Annotated in this window: 16 protein-coding genes; 1 reads left to right on the top strand and 15 read right to left on the bottom strand. The window is 56.4% G+C overall.

Going from position 1 to position 16,225, the window contains the following annotated elements; translation table 11 throughout:
• From PHACT_RS07920 to PHACT_RS07950, 7 genes are all read right to left on the bottom strand, one after another.
• Entirely contained in the window at positions 1 to 1,425 is a 1,425-nt protein-coding gene (locus PHACT_RS07920) for a M20/M25/M40 family metallo-hydrolase (RefSeq protein WP_245730638.1), read from the bottom strand.
• A gap of 102 nt (positions 1,426 to 1,527) precedes the next feature.
• Positions 1,528 to 3,537, bottom strand: a complete 2,010-nt coding sequence (locus PHACT_RS07925) for a TonB-dependent receptor plug domain-containing protein (RefSeq protein ID WP_070116685.1) — start codon at positions 3,535 to 3,537, stop codon at positions 1,528 to 1,530.
• A gap of 145 nt (positions 3,538 to 3,682) precedes the next feature.
• Positions 3,683 to 4,657, bottom strand: a complete 975-nt coding sequence (locus PHACT_RS07930; RefSeq protein WP_083264439.1) for a DUF4097 family beta strand repeat-containing protein — start codon at positions 4,655 to 4,657, stop codon at positions 3,683 to 3,685.
• Positions 4,654 to 5,193, bottom strand: a complete 540-nt coding sequence (locus PHACT_RS07935) for a hypothetical protein (RefSeq protein ID WP_070116686.1) — start codon at positions 5,191 to 5,193, stop codon at positions 4,654 to 4,656. Before PHACT_RS07935 ends, PHACT_RS07930 begins: the two co-directional genes overlap by 4 nt.
• Positions 5,183 to 5,719: an RNA polymerase sigma factor gene (locus tag PHACT_RS07940; RefSeq protein ID WP_070116687.1), complete on the bottom strand. Its 537-nt coding sequence runs from the start codon at positions 5,717 to 5,719 to the stop codon at positions 5,183 to 5,185. Before PHACT_RS07940 ends, PHACT_RS07935 begins: the two co-directional genes overlap by 11 nt.
• Positions 5,720 to 5,892: 173 nt before the next feature.
• Positions 5,893 to 7,338: a PepSY-associated TM helix domain-containing protein gene (locus PHACT_RS07945; RefSeq protein WP_070116688.1), complete on the bottom strand. Its 1,446-nt coding sequence runs from the start codon at positions 7,336 to 7,338 to the stop codon at positions 5,893 to 5,895.
• Positions 7,339 to 7,344: 6 nt separating this feature from the next.
• A complete protein-coding gene (locus PHACT_RS07950; protein ID WP_070116689.1) occupies positions 7,345 to 7,920 on the bottom strand; it encodes a hypothetical protein in 576 nt (191 codons plus the stop codon).
• A gap of 242 nt (positions 7,921 to 8,162) precedes the next feature.
• Here PHACT_RS07950 and PHACT_RS07955 point away from each other — a divergent pair, with 242 nt between their 5' ends.
• Positions 8,163 to 8,708 (top strand): YaeQ family protein, encoded by a 546-nt coding sequence (locus tag PHACT_RS07955; RefSeq protein ID WP_070116690.1) that lies wholly within the window; start codon positions 8,163 to 8,165, stop codon positions 8,706 to 8,708.
• On the opposite strand, the gene PHACT_RS07960 is transcribed toward PHACT_RS07955, so the two are convergent.
• From PHACT_RS07960 to PHACT_RS07995, 8 genes are all read right to left on the bottom strand, one after another.
• Entirely contained in the window at positions 8,702 to 10,078 is a 1,377-nt protein-coding gene (locus PHACT_RS07960) for a YfcC family protein (protein ID WP_245730640.1), read from the bottom strand. The two genes, PHACT_RS07955 and PHACT_RS07960, sit on opposite strands and share 7 nt — an antisense overlap.
• Positions 10,075 to 12,324 (bottom strand): M3 family metallopeptidase, encoded by a 2,250-nt coding sequence (locus PHACT_RS07965; protein ID WP_317622253.1) that lies wholly within the window; start codon positions 12,322 to 12,324, stop codon positions 10,075 to 10,077. The genes PHACT_RS07960 and PHACT_RS07965 overlap by 4 nt, the downstream gene beginning before the upstream one ends.
• Positions 12,325 to 12,555: 231 nt before the next feature.
• Positions 12,556 to 13,353: a DUF2189 domain-containing protein gene (locus PHACT_RS07970; RefSeq protein ID WP_070116691.1), complete on the bottom strand. Its 798-nt coding sequence runs from the start codon at positions 13,351 to 13,353 to the stop codon at positions 12,556 to 12,558.
• A gap of 87 nt (positions 13,354 to 13,440) precedes the next feature.
• Positions 13,441 to 14,160: a hypothetical protein gene (locus tag PHACT_RS07975; RefSeq protein ID WP_070116692.1), complete on the bottom strand. Its 720-nt coding sequence runs from the start codon at positions 14,158 to 14,160 to the stop codon at positions 13,441 to 13,443.
• A gap of 154 nt (positions 14,161 to 14,314) precedes the next feature.
• Complete coding sequence (locus PHACT_RS07980; protein ID WP_070116693.1) at positions 14,315 to 14,635, bottom strand: YbjQ family protein; 321 nt, start codon at positions 14,633 to 14,635, stop codon at positions 14,315 to 14,317.
• A complete protein-coding gene (locus tag PHACT_RS07985) occupies positions 14,632 to 15,084 on the bottom strand; it encodes an anti-sigma factor family protein (protein WP_070116694.1) in 453 nt (150 codons plus the stop codon). The genes PHACT_RS07980 and PHACT_RS07985 overlap by 4 nt, the downstream gene beginning before the upstream one ends.
• Entirely contained in the window at positions 15,071 to 15,646 is a 576-nt protein-coding gene (locus tag PHACT_RS07990; RefSeq protein ID WP_070116695.1) for an RNA polymerase sigma factor, read from the bottom strand. Before PHACT_RS07990 ends, PHACT_RS07985 begins: the two co-directional genes overlap by 14 nt.
• Positions 15,647 to 15,755: 109 nt before the next feature.
• A complete protein-coding gene (locus PHACT_RS07995) occupies positions 15,756 to 16,139 on the bottom strand; it encodes a DUF1761 domain-containing protein (RefSeq protein WP_070116696.1) in 384 nt (127 codons plus the stop codon).
• Between the last annotated feature and the right edge of the window lie 86 nt (positions 16,140 to 16,225).

Below are 16,225 nucleotides of genomic sequence, written 5' to 3' on the forward strand. Positions count from 1 at the left end.
TTATTGCGCAGCCGCCAGTCGTTGCACTATTTCGTAGTGCGCACGAACAAAGCGGTAAAACTCTTCTTCGATAATGCGCTCCTGATCACTGTGCGCGCCAAACCCAAGCGGGCCGTCCTCGGCATCGATGGCCGGCCCAACGCCATAACACTGGATGCCGCGCGCCCGCAGGTAGGCCATGTCGGTAGCACCGGTACTCATGGTGGGGATCACGGTAGTGTCATAGTGCGCCTGCATGACTTCCTCAATGACCCGGAAAGCCTCCGTGTCCAGTCGGCTTGAGGCACCAGGTCGCACATCACGCGCTGCCCAGTTGACGTTAACGCTGGCATCATTAACGACGTCTCGCAGTGCCACCAGAAATGCTTCCGGGTCTTCCTGCGGGAGCAGACGTACATCAAGCGTTGCCGTGGCATCGGAGGGGATCACATTGACGCGATAACCACCGTCGACAATGGTGGGCGAAATGGTGCTGAACAATACTGCCGCATTGCGCGGTTCATTCTGTTTTAGATAGGACAGCGCCCGATCGAAGTCAGCGGTGCCGGGACTCAGCAGCGCACGGTAACGGGCCGCCGCCTCAGGCTCGGAAACTGCTGCCAGGCGAGAGAAGTAGGTGCTGATGGTGTCGCTGAAACGCACCGGCGGTTGCCAGTCGGCGGCTGCGGTGATGGCTCGCGACAACGCCACAATGGCATTGCTTTGCAGCGGCACGGAGCCGTGACCGGCGACACCGGTGCTGCTTAGCTCAATGGCCCGTGGCAACTTCTCGCCAGTTTGCACGCCAGCGTAATGTACCCGTCCGCCCTGGCGCACCACACTGCCGCCTTCGGCGATACAATGCTCGGCGTCGATCCGGTGAAAGTGTTCGTTGACCATGTATTCAATGCCAATGCGGGTGGCGCCCTCTTCGCCCGACTCGGCCAGGAAAATGACGTCGCGGTCCAGTTCGACGTTCTGTCGTTTCAGCAGCAGCATGGTCATCAGCGCCGCCGCGACGTTGTCCTTGTCATCGACGGTGCCGCGTCCGTAGATCCAGCCGCCATCACGTTCGGCACTGAACGGCGGAAACACCCATTTGTCCGGGTCTACATTCACCGTGTCCAGATGCGCCATCAGCAACAGCGGGCGTTTGCTGCCGTTACCGCGCAAACGTGCCACCACATTGGGCCGATGCTCTTCCAGGGCATGGATATCAACCTCGATGCCTTCGCTTTGCAGCACTGACACCAGGTAGTCGCTCAGTTCGATTTCACGCCCGGGTGGATCGGTGGTGTCCATGCGCACCATGGTGCGGAAATGTTCCAGTACTTCTTCATCAACCTGGGTCCAATCCAACCCTTGGTCCTGGGCCAGGCCCTGGCTGGCAACAAACCCCATCAACACGGCACTGGCGGCCATGGTCAATCGCTTGAATACGCTCACGTGGCGCTTCCTCCAGGTCAAGCCGGTCATCGGCAAGACCTGAAGCGTACACCGCATCCGGCAGGCTGTCTACGCACCGCCGGCCGCCACCCTGGTTATTGCTCAGAAGGTTTTGCGCAGCCGCATTTGTATGAAGTTACGCGGATTCACCCGTTCCTGTTCGGAGAAGGCAATGGTCTGCATTACTCGATCTGACCAGCTTTGCCGGTTGATGCGGAAATCATCCCATACCGTATATTCCACTCGAGCAGTAAAGCTGTCACTGAACGTGTATTCGCCAAACGCGGTCAGGTAGTGACGCAATTCTACGTCGCGTCGCTGATCCGGATTAAATGTTGTTTCACGAAAATACGGGGTGTAGTCCAGACCCCACACCAGATTCCAGGTGGGCAGATCCTGTTCGAAATTTGCCGATCCGGTGAATGGCCTGACATCCGATATCTGACGCTCGCGCCCGGTGGTCGGGTCGTTTACCCGGGCATGGTCATACCGTGCATTCAGCGTCAGGCGGCCCCCGCTTAGCCCGATACGGTCCAACGGCAGTCGCAGGTCAAGCTCTACCCGGTCCAGTGACCCATCGCCAATATTACCAATTGCCGTCAGACCGTCTTCCAGCGGCAACACGTCGACCACATGACTTATCTCGTCATGGCGGAGTGTCAGTGACAGCACGGCATCGGCGCTTAAACGACGCTCAAGTACGGCCTCGGATACCCAGCGCTGTTCCGGACGCAGATCCAGGTTACCGCCCAGCACTTCATTGTTGGTCAGTGACGACGAGGCGGCAAAATCATTAAAATTTAACTGCCCCAGTTCGCGCTCCAGGCGTAAACGCAGCTGATGGTTTTCAATAAAATCCCAGGTCATTGCCAGGCGTGGCTTCGGGTAAAAAAAGCTGCGCTCGGCGGAGGCAGTGCCGATCTGCCGGATCCTTGACCGCTCAAGGCGAGCACCCGCCTCCAGCGTCAGTGAGTCGCTGCGTTGCCAGGTGGCAATGGCGGCTATCTCGGTACGCAGTTCGTTAACTTTCGTGGTGGACTGCGGAAGGGGTACGTTCTGACCATCAACAGTAAAACTTTGCTCGGTATCCAGCACGTTGTAAGCCAGTTCAGCACTGCTCTCCACTTTCATCCGGTCAGTGGGCTGCCAACGCAACACACTGCGCACAATGGACTCTCCGGTTTCACGCTCGGTGTTAAACCGTTGCAAGGTTGTGCCCATCAACGCAGAACTGACGCTTTCAATACGGCGTTGATTCTGAATCAAGCGAGCTTCCAGCGTCATGGTCTCCGACAGATTCTGCTCGGCCCTGACCCCCAGGTCGGCATCGCGGTTTTCCTGGGCAAAATCAAAGTGGCGCTGTGACGTCGGTGCGACATACTGCGTCCACTCTTCAAAGTCATTGATGCTGGCGCCGCCGGTAATTTCCAGCCGGCCTGCTGCCACGGGCGCGGCCCAGTCCGCACGACCACTCCAACCACCACCGTCAAACTTGTTTTCCCGTTGCTCGATATCCGTGACCTGGCCGCTACCATCGCGCCGCACCAACGTGCCGGTTCCGGTTGAATCGTTGATGGAAAGGCTGCGGCCGATATTAAACCCCCAGTTTGTGCCGCTGTCGCTGCTGCTGAACTCGTAGCGCCCGCTCGGAAGAGTGGGACCTCCTTCAAAGAAGTAAGTGCGCGCCAACAGGGATTGCTGCCGTGTCGCTTCATCGCTGAGTATCACATTGGCGACAACACTGTGACCCTGCATGTCGATGCCCGGCGCGCCGCCACGTATCAGTTCAACATGTGATACCCGACCCGCCTGAATGCGACCGAGCACAGATGAGACATTGTCAGTTTTGGACGCCGGCCGTGCGCCATCGATCAACACATTACCGCCGGCGCCAGCAAAACCACGGACATTATCACCGTTGTCGAGCTGAAAGCCTGGCAGGCGCTCGACCATGTCTTCCGCCGTCGCGGGGCTGGAGGCGGCAAAGAAATCCGGGTTGTAGACCAGCACCGCATCACGTGCGACACCTTGTTGTTTTTCTGGTTCCTGTGCCTGCACGGTCAGGCCTGGCAGGACAGCTAACAAAACAAGTAAAACTAAGTGTAATTTCATTGGTTTTTTCCTTCGTTAATTTTCAACTGCGGTAGTTGCTATCACCAAATCCGGGGCGCAGGAATCCGCATCGCAGCATCGCTGCGATCGGCATGGTTGAGTTCAGGGTTAAAGGGTGCGGGCTTCCCTGCCCGCAGAGGAGGGATCAGTTGGCGTGTAACTCCAGACGGCCGCTGACCGAGCTCATCTCGACAATGCCGGTTCCCTGTCCGGTGGAGAAATCGAGGCTGCGTGCCGGCCCGAATCGGGCGCGAGCGACTTCATCATCTGTAATATTGTTAATGATATTGCCACCGGCATGGCTTTCCAGATTGAATTGTGCATCGATATTACCGGGCAAATTCAGGATTATCTCACCACTGACAGTGCTGCCGATGATGACGGGTGAGATTGCTTCAGTCAGCATGACTTCGATGTCACCGTTGACGCTGCGCAGGGTGAGCTCACGGGTTCGTCTCAGCTGTGCCTCCACCGAACCATTAACCACGGTCACTTCCACTTCTTCGGCAGCGCTGGTGATGTCCAGCCCGCCATTAACGGCTTCATAGTAGGCGCGACCTTCTGAACCGGTATCGCGTATATCACCATTGACGGTCTGCAGATCTATGCGACCGCTATTGTCAGTGCTTCTGATATTGCCATTGACGGTGCGCAGATCAACGCGATCGGACAGGCCGGTCGCGGTGATATTACCATTCACCGTGTTCACCTCACTGCCACCCGCGACACCCGAGATATCAATGTCAACGTTGACCCCGATAAAACTGACGCGACTGCCCACGGGCACTACCATCTCCAGGTCTGACTCTTCCGCCCGGCGAGCCCTGCTGCCATTGATGTTTCGGGGCATCAGCACTTCAAAGTAAGTGAAGCCACTGTTTGAACGCAGCTCATAACCTTCTGCAAGTTCGTCCAGGGTACCGGAAACCCGGAAGCTGTTATCGTCTCCAACACGAATAACAACATCACCCCGCATGACCTCTATTTCAAAACTTTCGTTGGCACCAACCTGCCGGACCTCATCAATGGCAACTGGCGCCTCTGCTGCTGACAACATCTGCATGGTGATTACTGAAAATGTCAGCGCTGCTGCCCTGATCCATGACTTTGCTGAATTCATAATTCGTCTCCTGAAAAATAATCGTTGGCATCGACGCGACCGATCAGCCGCAGATAGTCAATTTGCTGAGCGTAAAGGCGCTGCATCTGCGCAAGCAGTTGTGGGTCGTCCGGATAATATTCCAGTGCGGTACTGACCTGACCAATCGCACTGTCCCAGGCGGCCATCTGATATTGCCAGTCACCAAAATTTCTGCTGCCTGGCATCAATTGACTTAACTGTTCAGCTTTGATGGGCTCAAACTGCTGCGCGATAACTACCTGTGCTGCGACTGCCTCTTCTTCCACTACATCATCACCGCCGGCTATTGCCGGTCCGGTGTTTTCCGGCACCAGTACAGCACGCCATCCCATGACCAGCATCAGGGTCAGTGCGCCCGCCACAGCCATTGGCTGAATTAACGCGGACAATCGGCGCTTTCTGACAGGCTCCCGTGCTGGCAGCTGGTCCGCGAGTGATGACCATAGATCGCGCTCCGGCTGAAGGTCGCTCGGCAGTGCATCTATCAATTGATCCAGTTCTTGTTCAGTCTTCACTCAGGAAACCTCTTAATAACTGCCTGGCACGGTGGTACTGGGACTTGCTCGAACCTTCGGCAATGTTCAGCAGCGTTGCAATTTCATTGTGCTGATGGCCTTCCAGTGCAAACAATACAAACACTGCTTTCGCCTGAGCTGGCAGACGCTGTATGGCCTGCTCAAGATCCCGAGCCCCGCCCACACTGCCACCGTCAGTGGCAGCGCCAGCATGTTCCACCCACGCATCCATCTGATCCGGGGCTACAAACGTCAGCCGTCGGTCCCTTCGCCAACAATCAACCGCCGTGCGTGTCGCTATCGTATGCACCCAGGTGGCAAAACTGCTGTCACCTTTAAAATCGGGCAGGCGTTGCCAGACCTTAACAAATATTTCCTGACTGGCGTCTTCAGCTTTCTGTCGATCACCGAGCAGACGCCAGCACACCGCATACACGCGCCCGATGTGTTGCTGATACAGCCAGTGAAAAGACTGACGGTCTCCCCCCTGTGCCAACTGTATGGCTTTGGTAACGTGTGCTGACATGAACCGATTGTATTCCCTGTTTGCTTAGTTAGACGACAACAGACGCCATAGGGTTTGAATCGGCGGAAATTATTTTACCCGGGAAGGTGAGATGCCGGAACTTAACCTGGGGTATAGCGATTCCCGGGCCAGAGATGGCGTAGCATCAACGTCAATGGCGTCCAGCTCAAGCCTCACGCCGGCGGGGTAACGACCCGGCTGAATATCCCCGAGCGCAGACCAGGCCAGAGCATTATTGCCCCTCCTGAAGCCAAAAACAGATTAACGATCAGTGCGGCGCCTCGCAGCGCCATGTGCTGGTAGATCAGCGTATGCACAAGCACCAGCATCAACAACAGAATGCCAGCCAGTAACTGCAGCAGCGACGTGCCGCGCAAGTCATTGTTGACCGATTGCGACAGCACAATGCAGGCCACCAGCACCAGCCACAACGTCGTCGTAGCGGCCAGGCCAGTCAATACAACCAGCAACGCACTGCCAGCAATGGCGACCGGCGTGCCCCAGACCAGCCCGATCCAGAGATTGTTGAGTGCGTCCCGGGTTTTCCGCCGTGCCAGCCAGATATTGATACCACTGACACACACCACAGACAACGCCAGTCCAAACACGCCATACAGAAACAGTATCGGCAAGCCACCAAATTCACCAAAGTGCAGCCGGAATACCGAAAATATCGCTTGCCGCCCAACAGAACCGTCGGTGTATCCGGCTTTGCCAAGATACTGCCCAGCGTGATCAAAACGATACTGCTCGGCATAGATCAGGCGGCCTTCGTGTTCGGCGCCTATGATCATGTATTGCTGCGGCGTATTGGCTTCCTCAATCGTGACGTAAAATGGTTTCGCGTCAGGCGCAACAATGGCCAGTTCATTCAGAGCCGCCTCCAGGTCCATCACCGCGACTTCCTGTTGCAGTGCCGGCGCTGCCCCATACACTTCATCCACAACACGGCCAGCATTGCCTTCGAACAAGGCGCTGGCAAAAAGCATGTTCATCAGCACGGCGATGCCAAAGTACGCCCCGGTGACGGCAATCACCAGATGGAAAGGCGCGCCCCAGACACTGAGCCGATTGTGCAAGTCGGTCTGCTGCAGGCGCCGGGAGCTCCCCCAGCGCAGACTGAACGCATCGCGGATGATATTGGGGTGGGAAAACAGACCGGAGATAATAAGGCCACAAAGCATGGCACCGAGTATGGAGACCACCACCATGCCAAAACTGCTCGGCAAATGCAGGTAGACGTGAAGATCTGCCAGCATCGTTGTCCACTGATGGCTGAGATCGTCACCGCGACTGCCGTCTTCGTTCAGATACCAGGCGCCTTCGCTGGAGAACAGCGACGCGCGCGGCTCATCAGGGCGCGGCAACATCAACAGAATGTCGCCGCCGACGTCGGGGGCAATCTCATGCAACTGATTGTAGACCAGCCCGGCGGTTTCAGCTGACATGGACTGGAACTCGGCTACGTCGGGTTGCTCCCAGCGCTCAAGGTATTTGGTAAACACCACAATCGTGCCAGATACGCAGATCAGATACATCAGGGCCCCGGTCAGCAGGCCCAACCAGGAATGGCTGCTGATGGAGTTCTTGACCAGCGAGGAAGGCAACGAAAGCTTCATTGTCGATTATCCGTATAAAACCAGGAAACTGACCAGCATTGCCAGCGTGAACGTCAAAGCCGGCCAGTACGATTTCGGCACTGCGCATGCCCACCAACAGGCCACACCCCAGACAGCAGGCATGGCATAGAGTGTCAGCACCAGCCTGTCGCCCTGCTGCCACGGCAACAGCTGTGCCAGTGCTGTTGTGGCCAACGCCGAAGCAGCACCTGCCAGTGGCACAACCACAATAAACAGCCAGCATTGGCGGGCAAATGCACTGGCATTCGGAAGCGCCAGGCCTGCACTGGAGGCTATTGCCGGCCGATCGGAAAGCTCGCGACGGGCCGCTCTGTCCGGCGATCGTTTACGGGCGTTAAACAACACCAGCAACCACGCCAGCACGGCGCTGACCAGAAAAACCTGAACAACACCAAACTCGACACCACTGGCAAGCGTCCATACCCACATTGCCAGCGCCAACAAGGCCCAGGCTGCCGGCACACGCCATTTTTTTGAATCAGCGCGGTCGCGCCAGGACAGGTAAAGGAGGCCAACTCCGGCGCCGTTTAATAACAATGCAATAGCTGCCACTGTCAGCATTTGACGTGGAGCTCGCGGCGGCACAGTGAAATAAAAGCAGGCAAAACGGTGCCGAGCTTGTACAACATGTCATAACCTGAGGAGGTGCGGATTTATTGCCCGGCATGAGCAGGGACGTATATACGCCAATAATAATGATATTAATTCTTATTTGCAACAAGCCCGACAACAGAGACAACAATTGAGTTGGTGAATTTGCGGTATCATGCCCACCTCACTTCCCAGACAGGCAAGCTTCACACATGGCCGCCAAATCAACCATATTTAAGGCAACGTTGCAGATATCCGACATGGATCGGCACTATTATCAGGAGCACAGCCTGACCATTGCGCGACATCCGTCCGAAACTGATGAGCGCATGATGGTCCGCCTGCTGGCGTTTTCGCTTAACGCCCATGAGCGCCTGGAGTTTGGCCGGGGGCTGAGTACGGAGGATGAAGCGGATCTTTGGCAGAAGGACCTGACCGGTGACATCGAACACTGGATAGATGTCGGCATGCCCGACGAACGCCTGGTGCGTAAAGCCTGCGGACGCTCACAACAGGTCACGGTCTATTGTTATGGTGGGCGCATTGCCGAGATGTGGCATGAGCAGCACAGTGCGCAGTTTAACCGTCAGGGCAATCTGCGTATCGTCAACCTGCCACTGGAGCAGACACAGACGCTGGCGCTACTGGCGCAGCGCACGATGAACCTGCACTGTCTGGTCCAGGACGGGTTGGTGTCATTCAGCGATGATAATAGCGCCGTCGATCTGGAACCGGTGTTGTTGTACCCGGCTCAGTAACCGAACCAGACCGCCCCGATCAGGATGACAGAGCTGGCCAGGAACAACTTCAGCATCAATGGCATCAGAAAGCGAAACCAGCGATCGTAGGGAATACCGGCAATGCCCAGAATCCCCATCAAAATGCCGTTGGTGGGAATGATCATATTGGTGAAACCATCCCCGAACTGATAGGCGAGCACCGCTGTCTGCCTTGAGATATTTAACAGATCCGACATTGGCGCCATCAACGGCATGGTCACGTAGGCCTGGCCGCTGCCAGAGGGAATAAAGAAGTTCAGCAGACTCTGCATCAGCAGCATGCCAACCACCGCCAGTTCGGCGCCGACCATGGTCAATGGGACGGACAGACCATGCACGATGGTATACAACACTTCGCCGTCTTCCAGAATCAGGGCAATGCCTCGGGCCATACCAATCAACAGCGCCGTGGCCGCCAGATCGGTGACACCTTTGGAGAATGCAACCGCGGTATCGTCCGGGCTGATACGGGCCACTACCGCGGTGATGATGCCCAGCGCCACAAACAGGGCACTGAGCTCGGTAAGATACCAGCCGTAAAAAATGACACCCGCCACCAATGTCATGATACCCAGCATCATGACCAGCAACACCAGTTTGCGGGTCCGCGTCAGCGGTGGATATTGGTCGGCAGAGACATCTTCATGTTCGTTGCGCAGGTCATAAACCAGACTCGCACCCGGATCCGCCTTGACGCGCTGCGCGTAACGGTACACATGATGGAAACCCAGCAGTAACAGTGGCAGAAAAATTGCCAGCCGCAAGGCAATACCTGAGCCTGGGGGCAGATCGGCAACGTCCTGCGCCACCATCACAGTAAATGGATTCATCGCAGCAGCACCGTAGCCAATGCCGTAACCCACAACCAGAATGCCGACCGCGGTCATCGCATCCAGGCGCATGGCCAGACAGAACGTCATCAACAATGCCACCAGGGTTATAAACTCAACTGCCATACCGAAGGTGCTGGCTCCCACGGCAAACGCAAACATGGGAAAGAATATCAACAGCCCGGTGCGCGTACTGAAGCGCTGCAGAATTCGACCCAGTAGCGCTTCTATGGCGCCCGTGTGGCGTATCACCGCCAACACGCCACCCACAATCAGAACAAAGAAAATCACACCCTGCGAGTCGGCCATGCCCCGGGGCACGGCCGTGAGCAGATCCACCACGCTGAGCGAAGGACTGTCCTCGAGCAGGGTAAAGGTGCCGGGAACCACCAGTTCCCGGCCCGCTTCATTCAAGGTTGTCTCAAATTCCCCGGCCGGCAGTACCCAGGTGATGACCAGGGCCAACACCTGCATGGCAAACAGCAGTACCAGCGTATTGGGTACCTTGAAGCTTCTCACTGTGGCTGCAATCCGCGGCGGCGCAACATGTGCTCAATATCAGGCAGACGCCCGGCAAAGTCCTGATACAGTTGCATGGCATCGACGCTGCCACCGCGTGACAACAGGGTATTGCGGAAGCGGTCACCGTTCTCACGCGTCATGCCACCGTTCTCCCGGAACCATTCGACAGCGTCCGCATCCAGCACTTCACTCCAGATATAAGAGTAGTAGCCGGCAGAGTATCCGCCCATGATGTGGGAGAAATACGGTGTGCGATAGCGCGGTGGCACCGGATCATAGTTCAGGCCGGCCTGCGCCAGAGTATGCGCTTCGAATGCCATGACCGCGTCGGCATCCGGAATTTCGCCGGGGGGCAACTGATGCAGAGCCTGGTCGATAATGGACGCAGCCAGGTACTCGGTAGTGCCAAAGCCCTCGTTGAACTGCGCAGCCTCCAACACACGATCCAGCAGATCCTGCGGAATGCGTTCGCCGGTCTCGTAGTGCAGGGCGTAATTTTCCAACACGTCGGGCCATGTCGCCCACATTTCATTAACCTGCGACGGAAACTCTACAAAGTCGCGCGGCACAGAGGTGCCGGCAAAACGTGGATACTCAACATCAGAGAACAGCCCGTGCAGCACATGGCCGGTTTCGTGGAACAAGGTGGTGACTTCATCAAAGGTCATCAATGTCGGCTCACCCGCCGGTGGCTTGGTGATATTCAGATGATTGCCGATCACCTTGCTGCCACCGAGCAGGCCGCTTTGGGTGTTGTAGCTGTTCATCCAGGCGCCACCGCGTTTGCTGCCGCGCGCATAGAAGTCGCCCAGCATCAGCCCAAGCCCGGTGCCATCCGCATCAAACACTTCCCATACCTGAACGTCTGGGTGGTACGTGGGCAGATCATCGCGTCGCTCGAAACTCAGGCCGTAGACCTGTTCGGCTGCATAGAAGACGCCGTTGTCCAATACGTTATTGAGTTCAAAGTACGGGCGCACTTCCGACTCATCGAATGAGTACCGTGCCTGACGTACTTTTTCAGCATAGAACGCCCAGTCCCATGCCTGCAGTTCGAAGGGCTCTTCGGCGGTTTCATCAATGACACGTTTTATTTCCTCGCCTTCCAGCCGGGCGTTGGCAACGGCCACGGGCGCCAGACCTCCCAGCATCTGGTTGACGACAACCTTGTTGCCGGCAGTCTGCTCGGACAGGATGTAATCGGCATGTGTCTCAAAGCCCAGCATCTGAGCACGTTCGGCGCGCAGCTTCAGGGTGTCCGAGACAATCCCGGTGGTATCAAACTCATTACCGCGACTGCCACGGGCCACCGACGTTTTCTGGATGCGTTCGCGCAGCGCACGATTTTCCAGCGACGTCAGTGGCGGCTGGCCGCTGGTGTTGCGCAGCGTGATTACGTACTTGCCATCTTCGCCACGACTTGCCGCTTCATCGGCGGCCGCCTGAATCTGGGCATCCGACAGACCAGCCAGTTCTTCGCGCGTGTCGACCACAACGGCCGAGGCGTTAACTTCTGCCAGCACGTTCTGGGAAAACTGTGTGCTCAGACTTGCCAGTTCGCTGTTGATTTCCCGCAGGCGTTCTTTCTGGGTTTCATCCAGCTGTGCGCCGGCACGAACAAAACCGGTGTGGTATCGTTCCAGCAATCGGTCAGACTCAGGGTCCAGTGCCAGCTCTTCGCGCTGTTGATACAGGGTGTCGACACGGGCAAACAGATCCGGGTTCAGCGAAATCGCATCACTGTGCGCGGCCAGTTTCGGCGACATTTCGCGTTGCACGGCCTGCATGTCCGGATTGGTGTTGGCACCGTTGATGTTATTAAAGATGCGGGCCACGCGCGTCAACTCCTGACCTGAACGCTCAAGAGCAACGATGGTGTTTTCAAAGCTGGCTGATTCGGGGTTGTTTGCAATTTCCTCGACCTCTGCCAGCTCCAGCTCCATTGCACGCTCGTAGGCCGGCAGAAAGTGCTCATTGCGGATCTGGTCAAAGGGCGGCATACCATAAGGCAGATCGCTGGGCGCCAAAAGCGGATTGGTGTCGGCTTCCATGGCAGCCGGGGGCGTGTTGTCCTGCATGTCCGTTTCTGTGACGGCGGTCTCATTGTCGCCACAGGCGCTCAACAGCAGGCTGAAACCCACAACAGGAAGTAGTGCGGGCTTGATAGCAGATTTAAGCGATGCTAATGAAGCAAGCGGCGCAAATGAGGACAGTCGACTGGTAATTCTGAGAACAGGTTTCAAATCAGGCTCCTGGGATAGTGGAGTGGGTTGACATCGAGGGCGCCTTGATGAGCGCCAGCGTTGTTGATGGCATTGATTGTTGATGGCATTGATTATAGCCATGCTAAAGGCTTCAGGCATAGTTAGGCCAGAGGCCGGACCCAAATGGGCCCGGCATCGAGTATAAAAGGCTTTAGCAGACACTACCACTCCAACATCATTCACCCAAAAGCTCTGGGTCGTGGCGCTGGCTCACGGCACCGTGACTGAGCGTCGGTACAGATGCCAGGTGGCATGACCAAGAATCGGCACAACAATGCCCAGGCCCACAAACAGTGGCAGCGAGCCGAGCAAGACCAGCCCTACGACAATGAGATACCAGGCGGCCATCGCCTTCCAGTTTGTCTGCACTGTACGCAGTGAGGTCATCAGTGCGGTTCCCAGACCTGTTTTTTGTTGCAGCATCATCGGCAGCGAGACAACTGTCGCCATGTAAACCACGACACTGTAGATAAAACCGATGAGCGTACCGGTTGCCAGCAATTGCCACCCGGCCGGCGTCATGAAGATCTGTTGAATCATGGCAACGACATCAGCCGGTGCCCGTTCAGCGAAAAACACGCTGTAGAGCAGCTCTGCCGTCATCAGCCAGGCGACGAACAGAGCGGCCAACAGCACCCCCATGATCGCAATCCCGCCGCGAGAGGGCGCTTTTGCCACATCGAACACGTGGTACCAGGAATAGTCCATGCCCAGTTCCCGGCGCCGGCTTAGTTCATACAGGCCGGCGGCCGCCAGTGGGCCTATTAACGCCAGTCCACCGACCAGCGGCAACAGCAGGGGCAGGAAATTCTCACCCAGGCCGATCATGGCAGCAAACAGTGCTATCAACAGGTAGATCAGGGTCAGAAAAACCCCGTGGGTGGGTTTGGCTTCAAAATCGGCCAACCCCTGACGTAGAACCGAGCGAAGTTCGGCGGGCTGGACAGTATGGATGACAGGCGTCTCACTACCTCGGGCGTCTGCAGATACATCGGTTCGCGCACTCATTGGCATTCTCCTCAGATCACAGCTTTCGGGTTGCTTGTTTGGCTCCTTTTTTTACTTGGCTCCTTCTTTGTTTACAAGGACACCATATCACAAGACCTGTTCGATGTAGCGAAAGTTGCAACGGCTGTAGGCCTGCCCGGAAGCCGCCGATGTACGCAACAGATCGATGCCACGGGTATCTCCCTGTGTTGTCCGGGTCTGGGACTCGGCAATGGTGAAGGTCAGGCTGTCACCATGATCAAAGGCGACACTGAGCTGAGTGCCCTCTGTCTGCCAGTTGCCGGCGAGGAAAACGGAGGTGTCACTGCCGGCAGCATCATCCCATTCGTAGATCTCGAGCATCGCCAGACCGTTCGCTGACAAACTGAGCTCGGCATCAATGCTTTCACATTCGCTCATGTAAACACGGGCCAGCTTTTCGATATTCAGATCAACGCTGCGGACTTCCGCCTGTCGCCGGGTCGCGATTTCCCGGCTGGTCAGGTACAGCCCGATGTTGTCGTCGGTATAGGAATGATTGTGCACGGAGTGGGACTCAACATGGACATCCGTCAGGCCGTGCCGCTGAAGCACATCCTCCAGGGCGTGAATGGTGGCCTGGTCGCGAACAACGCGCGGCATCACTATCGTAGGGTGCGTGATGCCGACGGGCACTTCGAGGTCCCGCAACTGCGGCGACAACCCCAGCCCGGCAATATCACCGGTCAGGGCCCTGAGCTCCGACTCAGTCAGGCTGTTATTGAACACATGCACTTTATTGGCAGCGCAGCCGGCAAGCAGCAACAGCAACAGCATCGACCTGATCATGACCATTCCGGCAAACCCTCACGTGCTAATTATTTAACATAATGCTAATATATTAACACCTGAAGGATGAGTCAATCACTTATGGGGACGGAGGGGATACTTTTTGATCAAAAAGTATCCCCTCCGTCCCCATAAGTGCCATAAGTGTCAGTGGTCAGTTTTCTTCCAGGACAACGGCGGTGCCGTAGACCAGAATCTCGGCAGCACCGGCCATGACGTGGCTGGTGGAGAAACGCACGTCAACGACCGCGTTTGCGCCCAGTTGCCTGGCCTCTGACGTCATGCGGTCAATCGACTGTTCGCGGGCTTCAGCCAGCATTTTGGTGTAGTCGCTGATTTCACCGCCGACCAGCATGCGCAGACTCGCCAGAATGTCGCGACCGACATGGCGGGCACGAATGGTATTGCCGCGGACCACGCCCAGGGTTTTGACTATTTTACTACCGGCAACGGCCGGTGACGTTGCAATCATCATCGTTCAATATCCTTGTAACGCTCGTGCTTGTGATGAAAAAGTGTTTCACGCAGGATGGATACAAACAGGATGGCGATGCCAATGACGGCAAAGACGCCACCCAGCTTCACCCACAAGGGCATGTCCGGACTTGTCAGCCATTCCCGGGCAAACTCCCAGCCGCCATAAAGCAGCAACATGATCAGGCCTACGGACATCAGCACCCAGCCCACACTGCGCTCCAGACGTCGGTAGACACCACTCCAGTAGCTTTGCCAGAGCGCCTTGTCAGGGTCCTGCGGTTGATTGTTCATGGTCAGCTCCTTCAGTGATACCAGTTCGTCAAATTCACGCCGCAATGCCGCATCAGCAGCCAGCAGCTCATCAAACCGTTGTCGTTGAATCGCATCGGCTTCGTCGTCGAGGACGGCCATCATCAGCGCTCGCGCTTCGGAATCAGTTGTGTTCATAACCATTTTCCTTCATCAATTGCCGAAATCGTTGCCGGGCTGCGTAGAGCCGCGACATCACGGTGCCGATCGGAATGCCAACAATGTCGGCCAACTCACGATAACTGTGGTCATGCATGTCCTTGAGACACAGTATTTCCCGGTCCTCAACACTCATCGCCTGCAGCACCCGATGCACCAGCACACTGTATTGCGCCGACTGACAATTTTGGCCGGGACCATCGGTCTCTGCAGGCTTGGCATCGATTTGCCCGACATCACCATCCTCGCGCCGACGTGAGTGGCTGCGCAGATGATTGAGAGCGATGCGTCGCAGAATTGTGTAATACCAGGGATAAAACGGCTGAGAAGGATCGAAACGGGAGATGTTCTGCCAGGCACGGGCAAATGCTTCCTGCGATACGTCGAGGGCATCATCGCTATGGCCGGTCAGTGACAGCGCATGGAAATACGCTGGCCGCTTAAGCAACTCAACCAGTTCCCTGAATGCCTTGCCGTTACCGTTCCGGCATTGCTGCAGTAAATCACTGTCTACGTGTATGTCGACTTTCATGGCTGGCATTCGCTTCCGTCGTCACCGTGTATCCATGACGCCGCGTTTGTGCAGCGTCTGAATATCATACACCGCCGGTCCCGGGTTTATTCGCCAGCCAATTACAAAACCTCTGTCGTCAGACCACAGACAGGATCAGGCCATACAACGTGAACTGCAGCGTGTGATAGCCACCATCAATGAGGAACAGTTTCAGACTACGCTGGGCAAACAGATAATTGATGCCAAAGGATGTCGCGACCCAGCCCGCCCCTGCGGCCACGCCCGCACCCAAGGCAAGTTGCAGGCTCGGATCGGGCCCCAGAAACATGGCAAACACAAAGGCGGCTATCAGGGACAGCAGCAATGCGCCGCCGAACACTTTAACCGGATTGACGTTGTCCGGGTTAACGCCGGTTTCACGTTGCCAGACCTTGCCGAACCCTATTGGGGAATACCATACCCCGCCAAGCGCAAAGGCCGAGAAGCCGGCAAGAAAAATCGCAATATAATTGATTTCCATACAGATTTCCTTTTTTTATTATTAAACCCGCATTTATGCCGTTATGGGGACGGAGGGAATACTTTTTGATCAAAAAGTATTCCCTC

The organism is Pseudohongiella acticola (assembly GCF_001758195.1).
In the GTDB taxonomy this organism is placed as follows: domain Bacteria; phylum Pseudomonadota; class Gammaproteobacteria; order Pseudomonadales; family Pseudohongiellaceae; genus Pseudohongiella; species Pseudohongiella acticola.

What these genes read in the sequence shown, in the direction of transcription:
- PHACT_RS07980 (WP_070116693.1), bottom strand. Translation starts at nt 14,635, where the DNA reads ATGATGATTGCAACGTCACCGGCCGTTGCCGGTAGTAAAATAGTCAAA.
- PHACT_RS07970 (WP_070116691.1), bottom strand. Translation starts at nt 13,353, where the DNA reads ATGAGTGCGCGAACCGATGTATCTGCAGACGCCCGAGGTAGTGAGACG.
- PHACT_RS07975 (WP_070116692.1), bottom strand. Translation starts at nt 14,160, where the DNA reads ATGATCAGGTCGATGCTGTTGCTGTTGCTGCTTGCCGGCTGCGCTGCC.
- PHACT_RS07995 (WP_070116696.1), bottom strand. Translation starts at nt 16,139, where the DNA reads ATGGAAATCAATTATATTGCGATTTTTCTTGCCGGCTTCTCGGCCTTT.
- PHACT_RS07955 (WP_070116690.1), top strand. Translation starts at nt 8,163, where the DNA reads ATGGCCGCCAAATCAACCATATTTAAGGCAACGTTGCAGATATCCGAC.
- PHACT_RS07925 (WP_070116685.1), bottom strand. Translation starts at nt 3,537, where the DNA reads ATGAAATTACACTTAGTTTTACTTGTTTTGTTAGCTGTCCTGCCAGGC.
- PHACT_RS07930 (WP_083264439.1), bottom strand. Translation starts at nt 4,657, where the DNA reads ATGAATTCAGCAAAGTCATGGATCAGGGCAGCAGCGCTGACATTTTCA.
- PHACT_RS07950 (WP_070116689.1), bottom strand. Translation starts at nt 7,920, where the DNA reads ATGCTGACAGTGGCAGCTATTGCATTGTTATTAAACGGCGCCGGAGTT.
- PHACT_RS07940 (WP_070116687.1), bottom strand. Translation starts at nt 5,719, where the DNA reads ATGTCAGCACACGTTACCAAAGCCATACAGTTGGCACAGGGGGGAGAC.
- PHACT_RS07990 (WP_070116695.1), bottom strand. Translation starts at nt 15,646, where the DNA reads ATGCCAGCCATGAAAGTCGACATACACGTAGACAGTGATTTACTGCAG.
- PHACT_RS07945 (WP_070116688.1), bottom strand. Translation starts at nt 7,338, where the DNA reads ATGAAGCTTTCGTTGCCTTCCTCGCTGGTCAAGAACTCCATCAGCAGC.
- PHACT_RS07985 (WP_070116694.1), bottom strand. Translation starts at nt 15,084, where the DNA reads ATGAACACAACTGATTCCGAAGCGCGAGCGCTGATGATGGCCGTCCTC.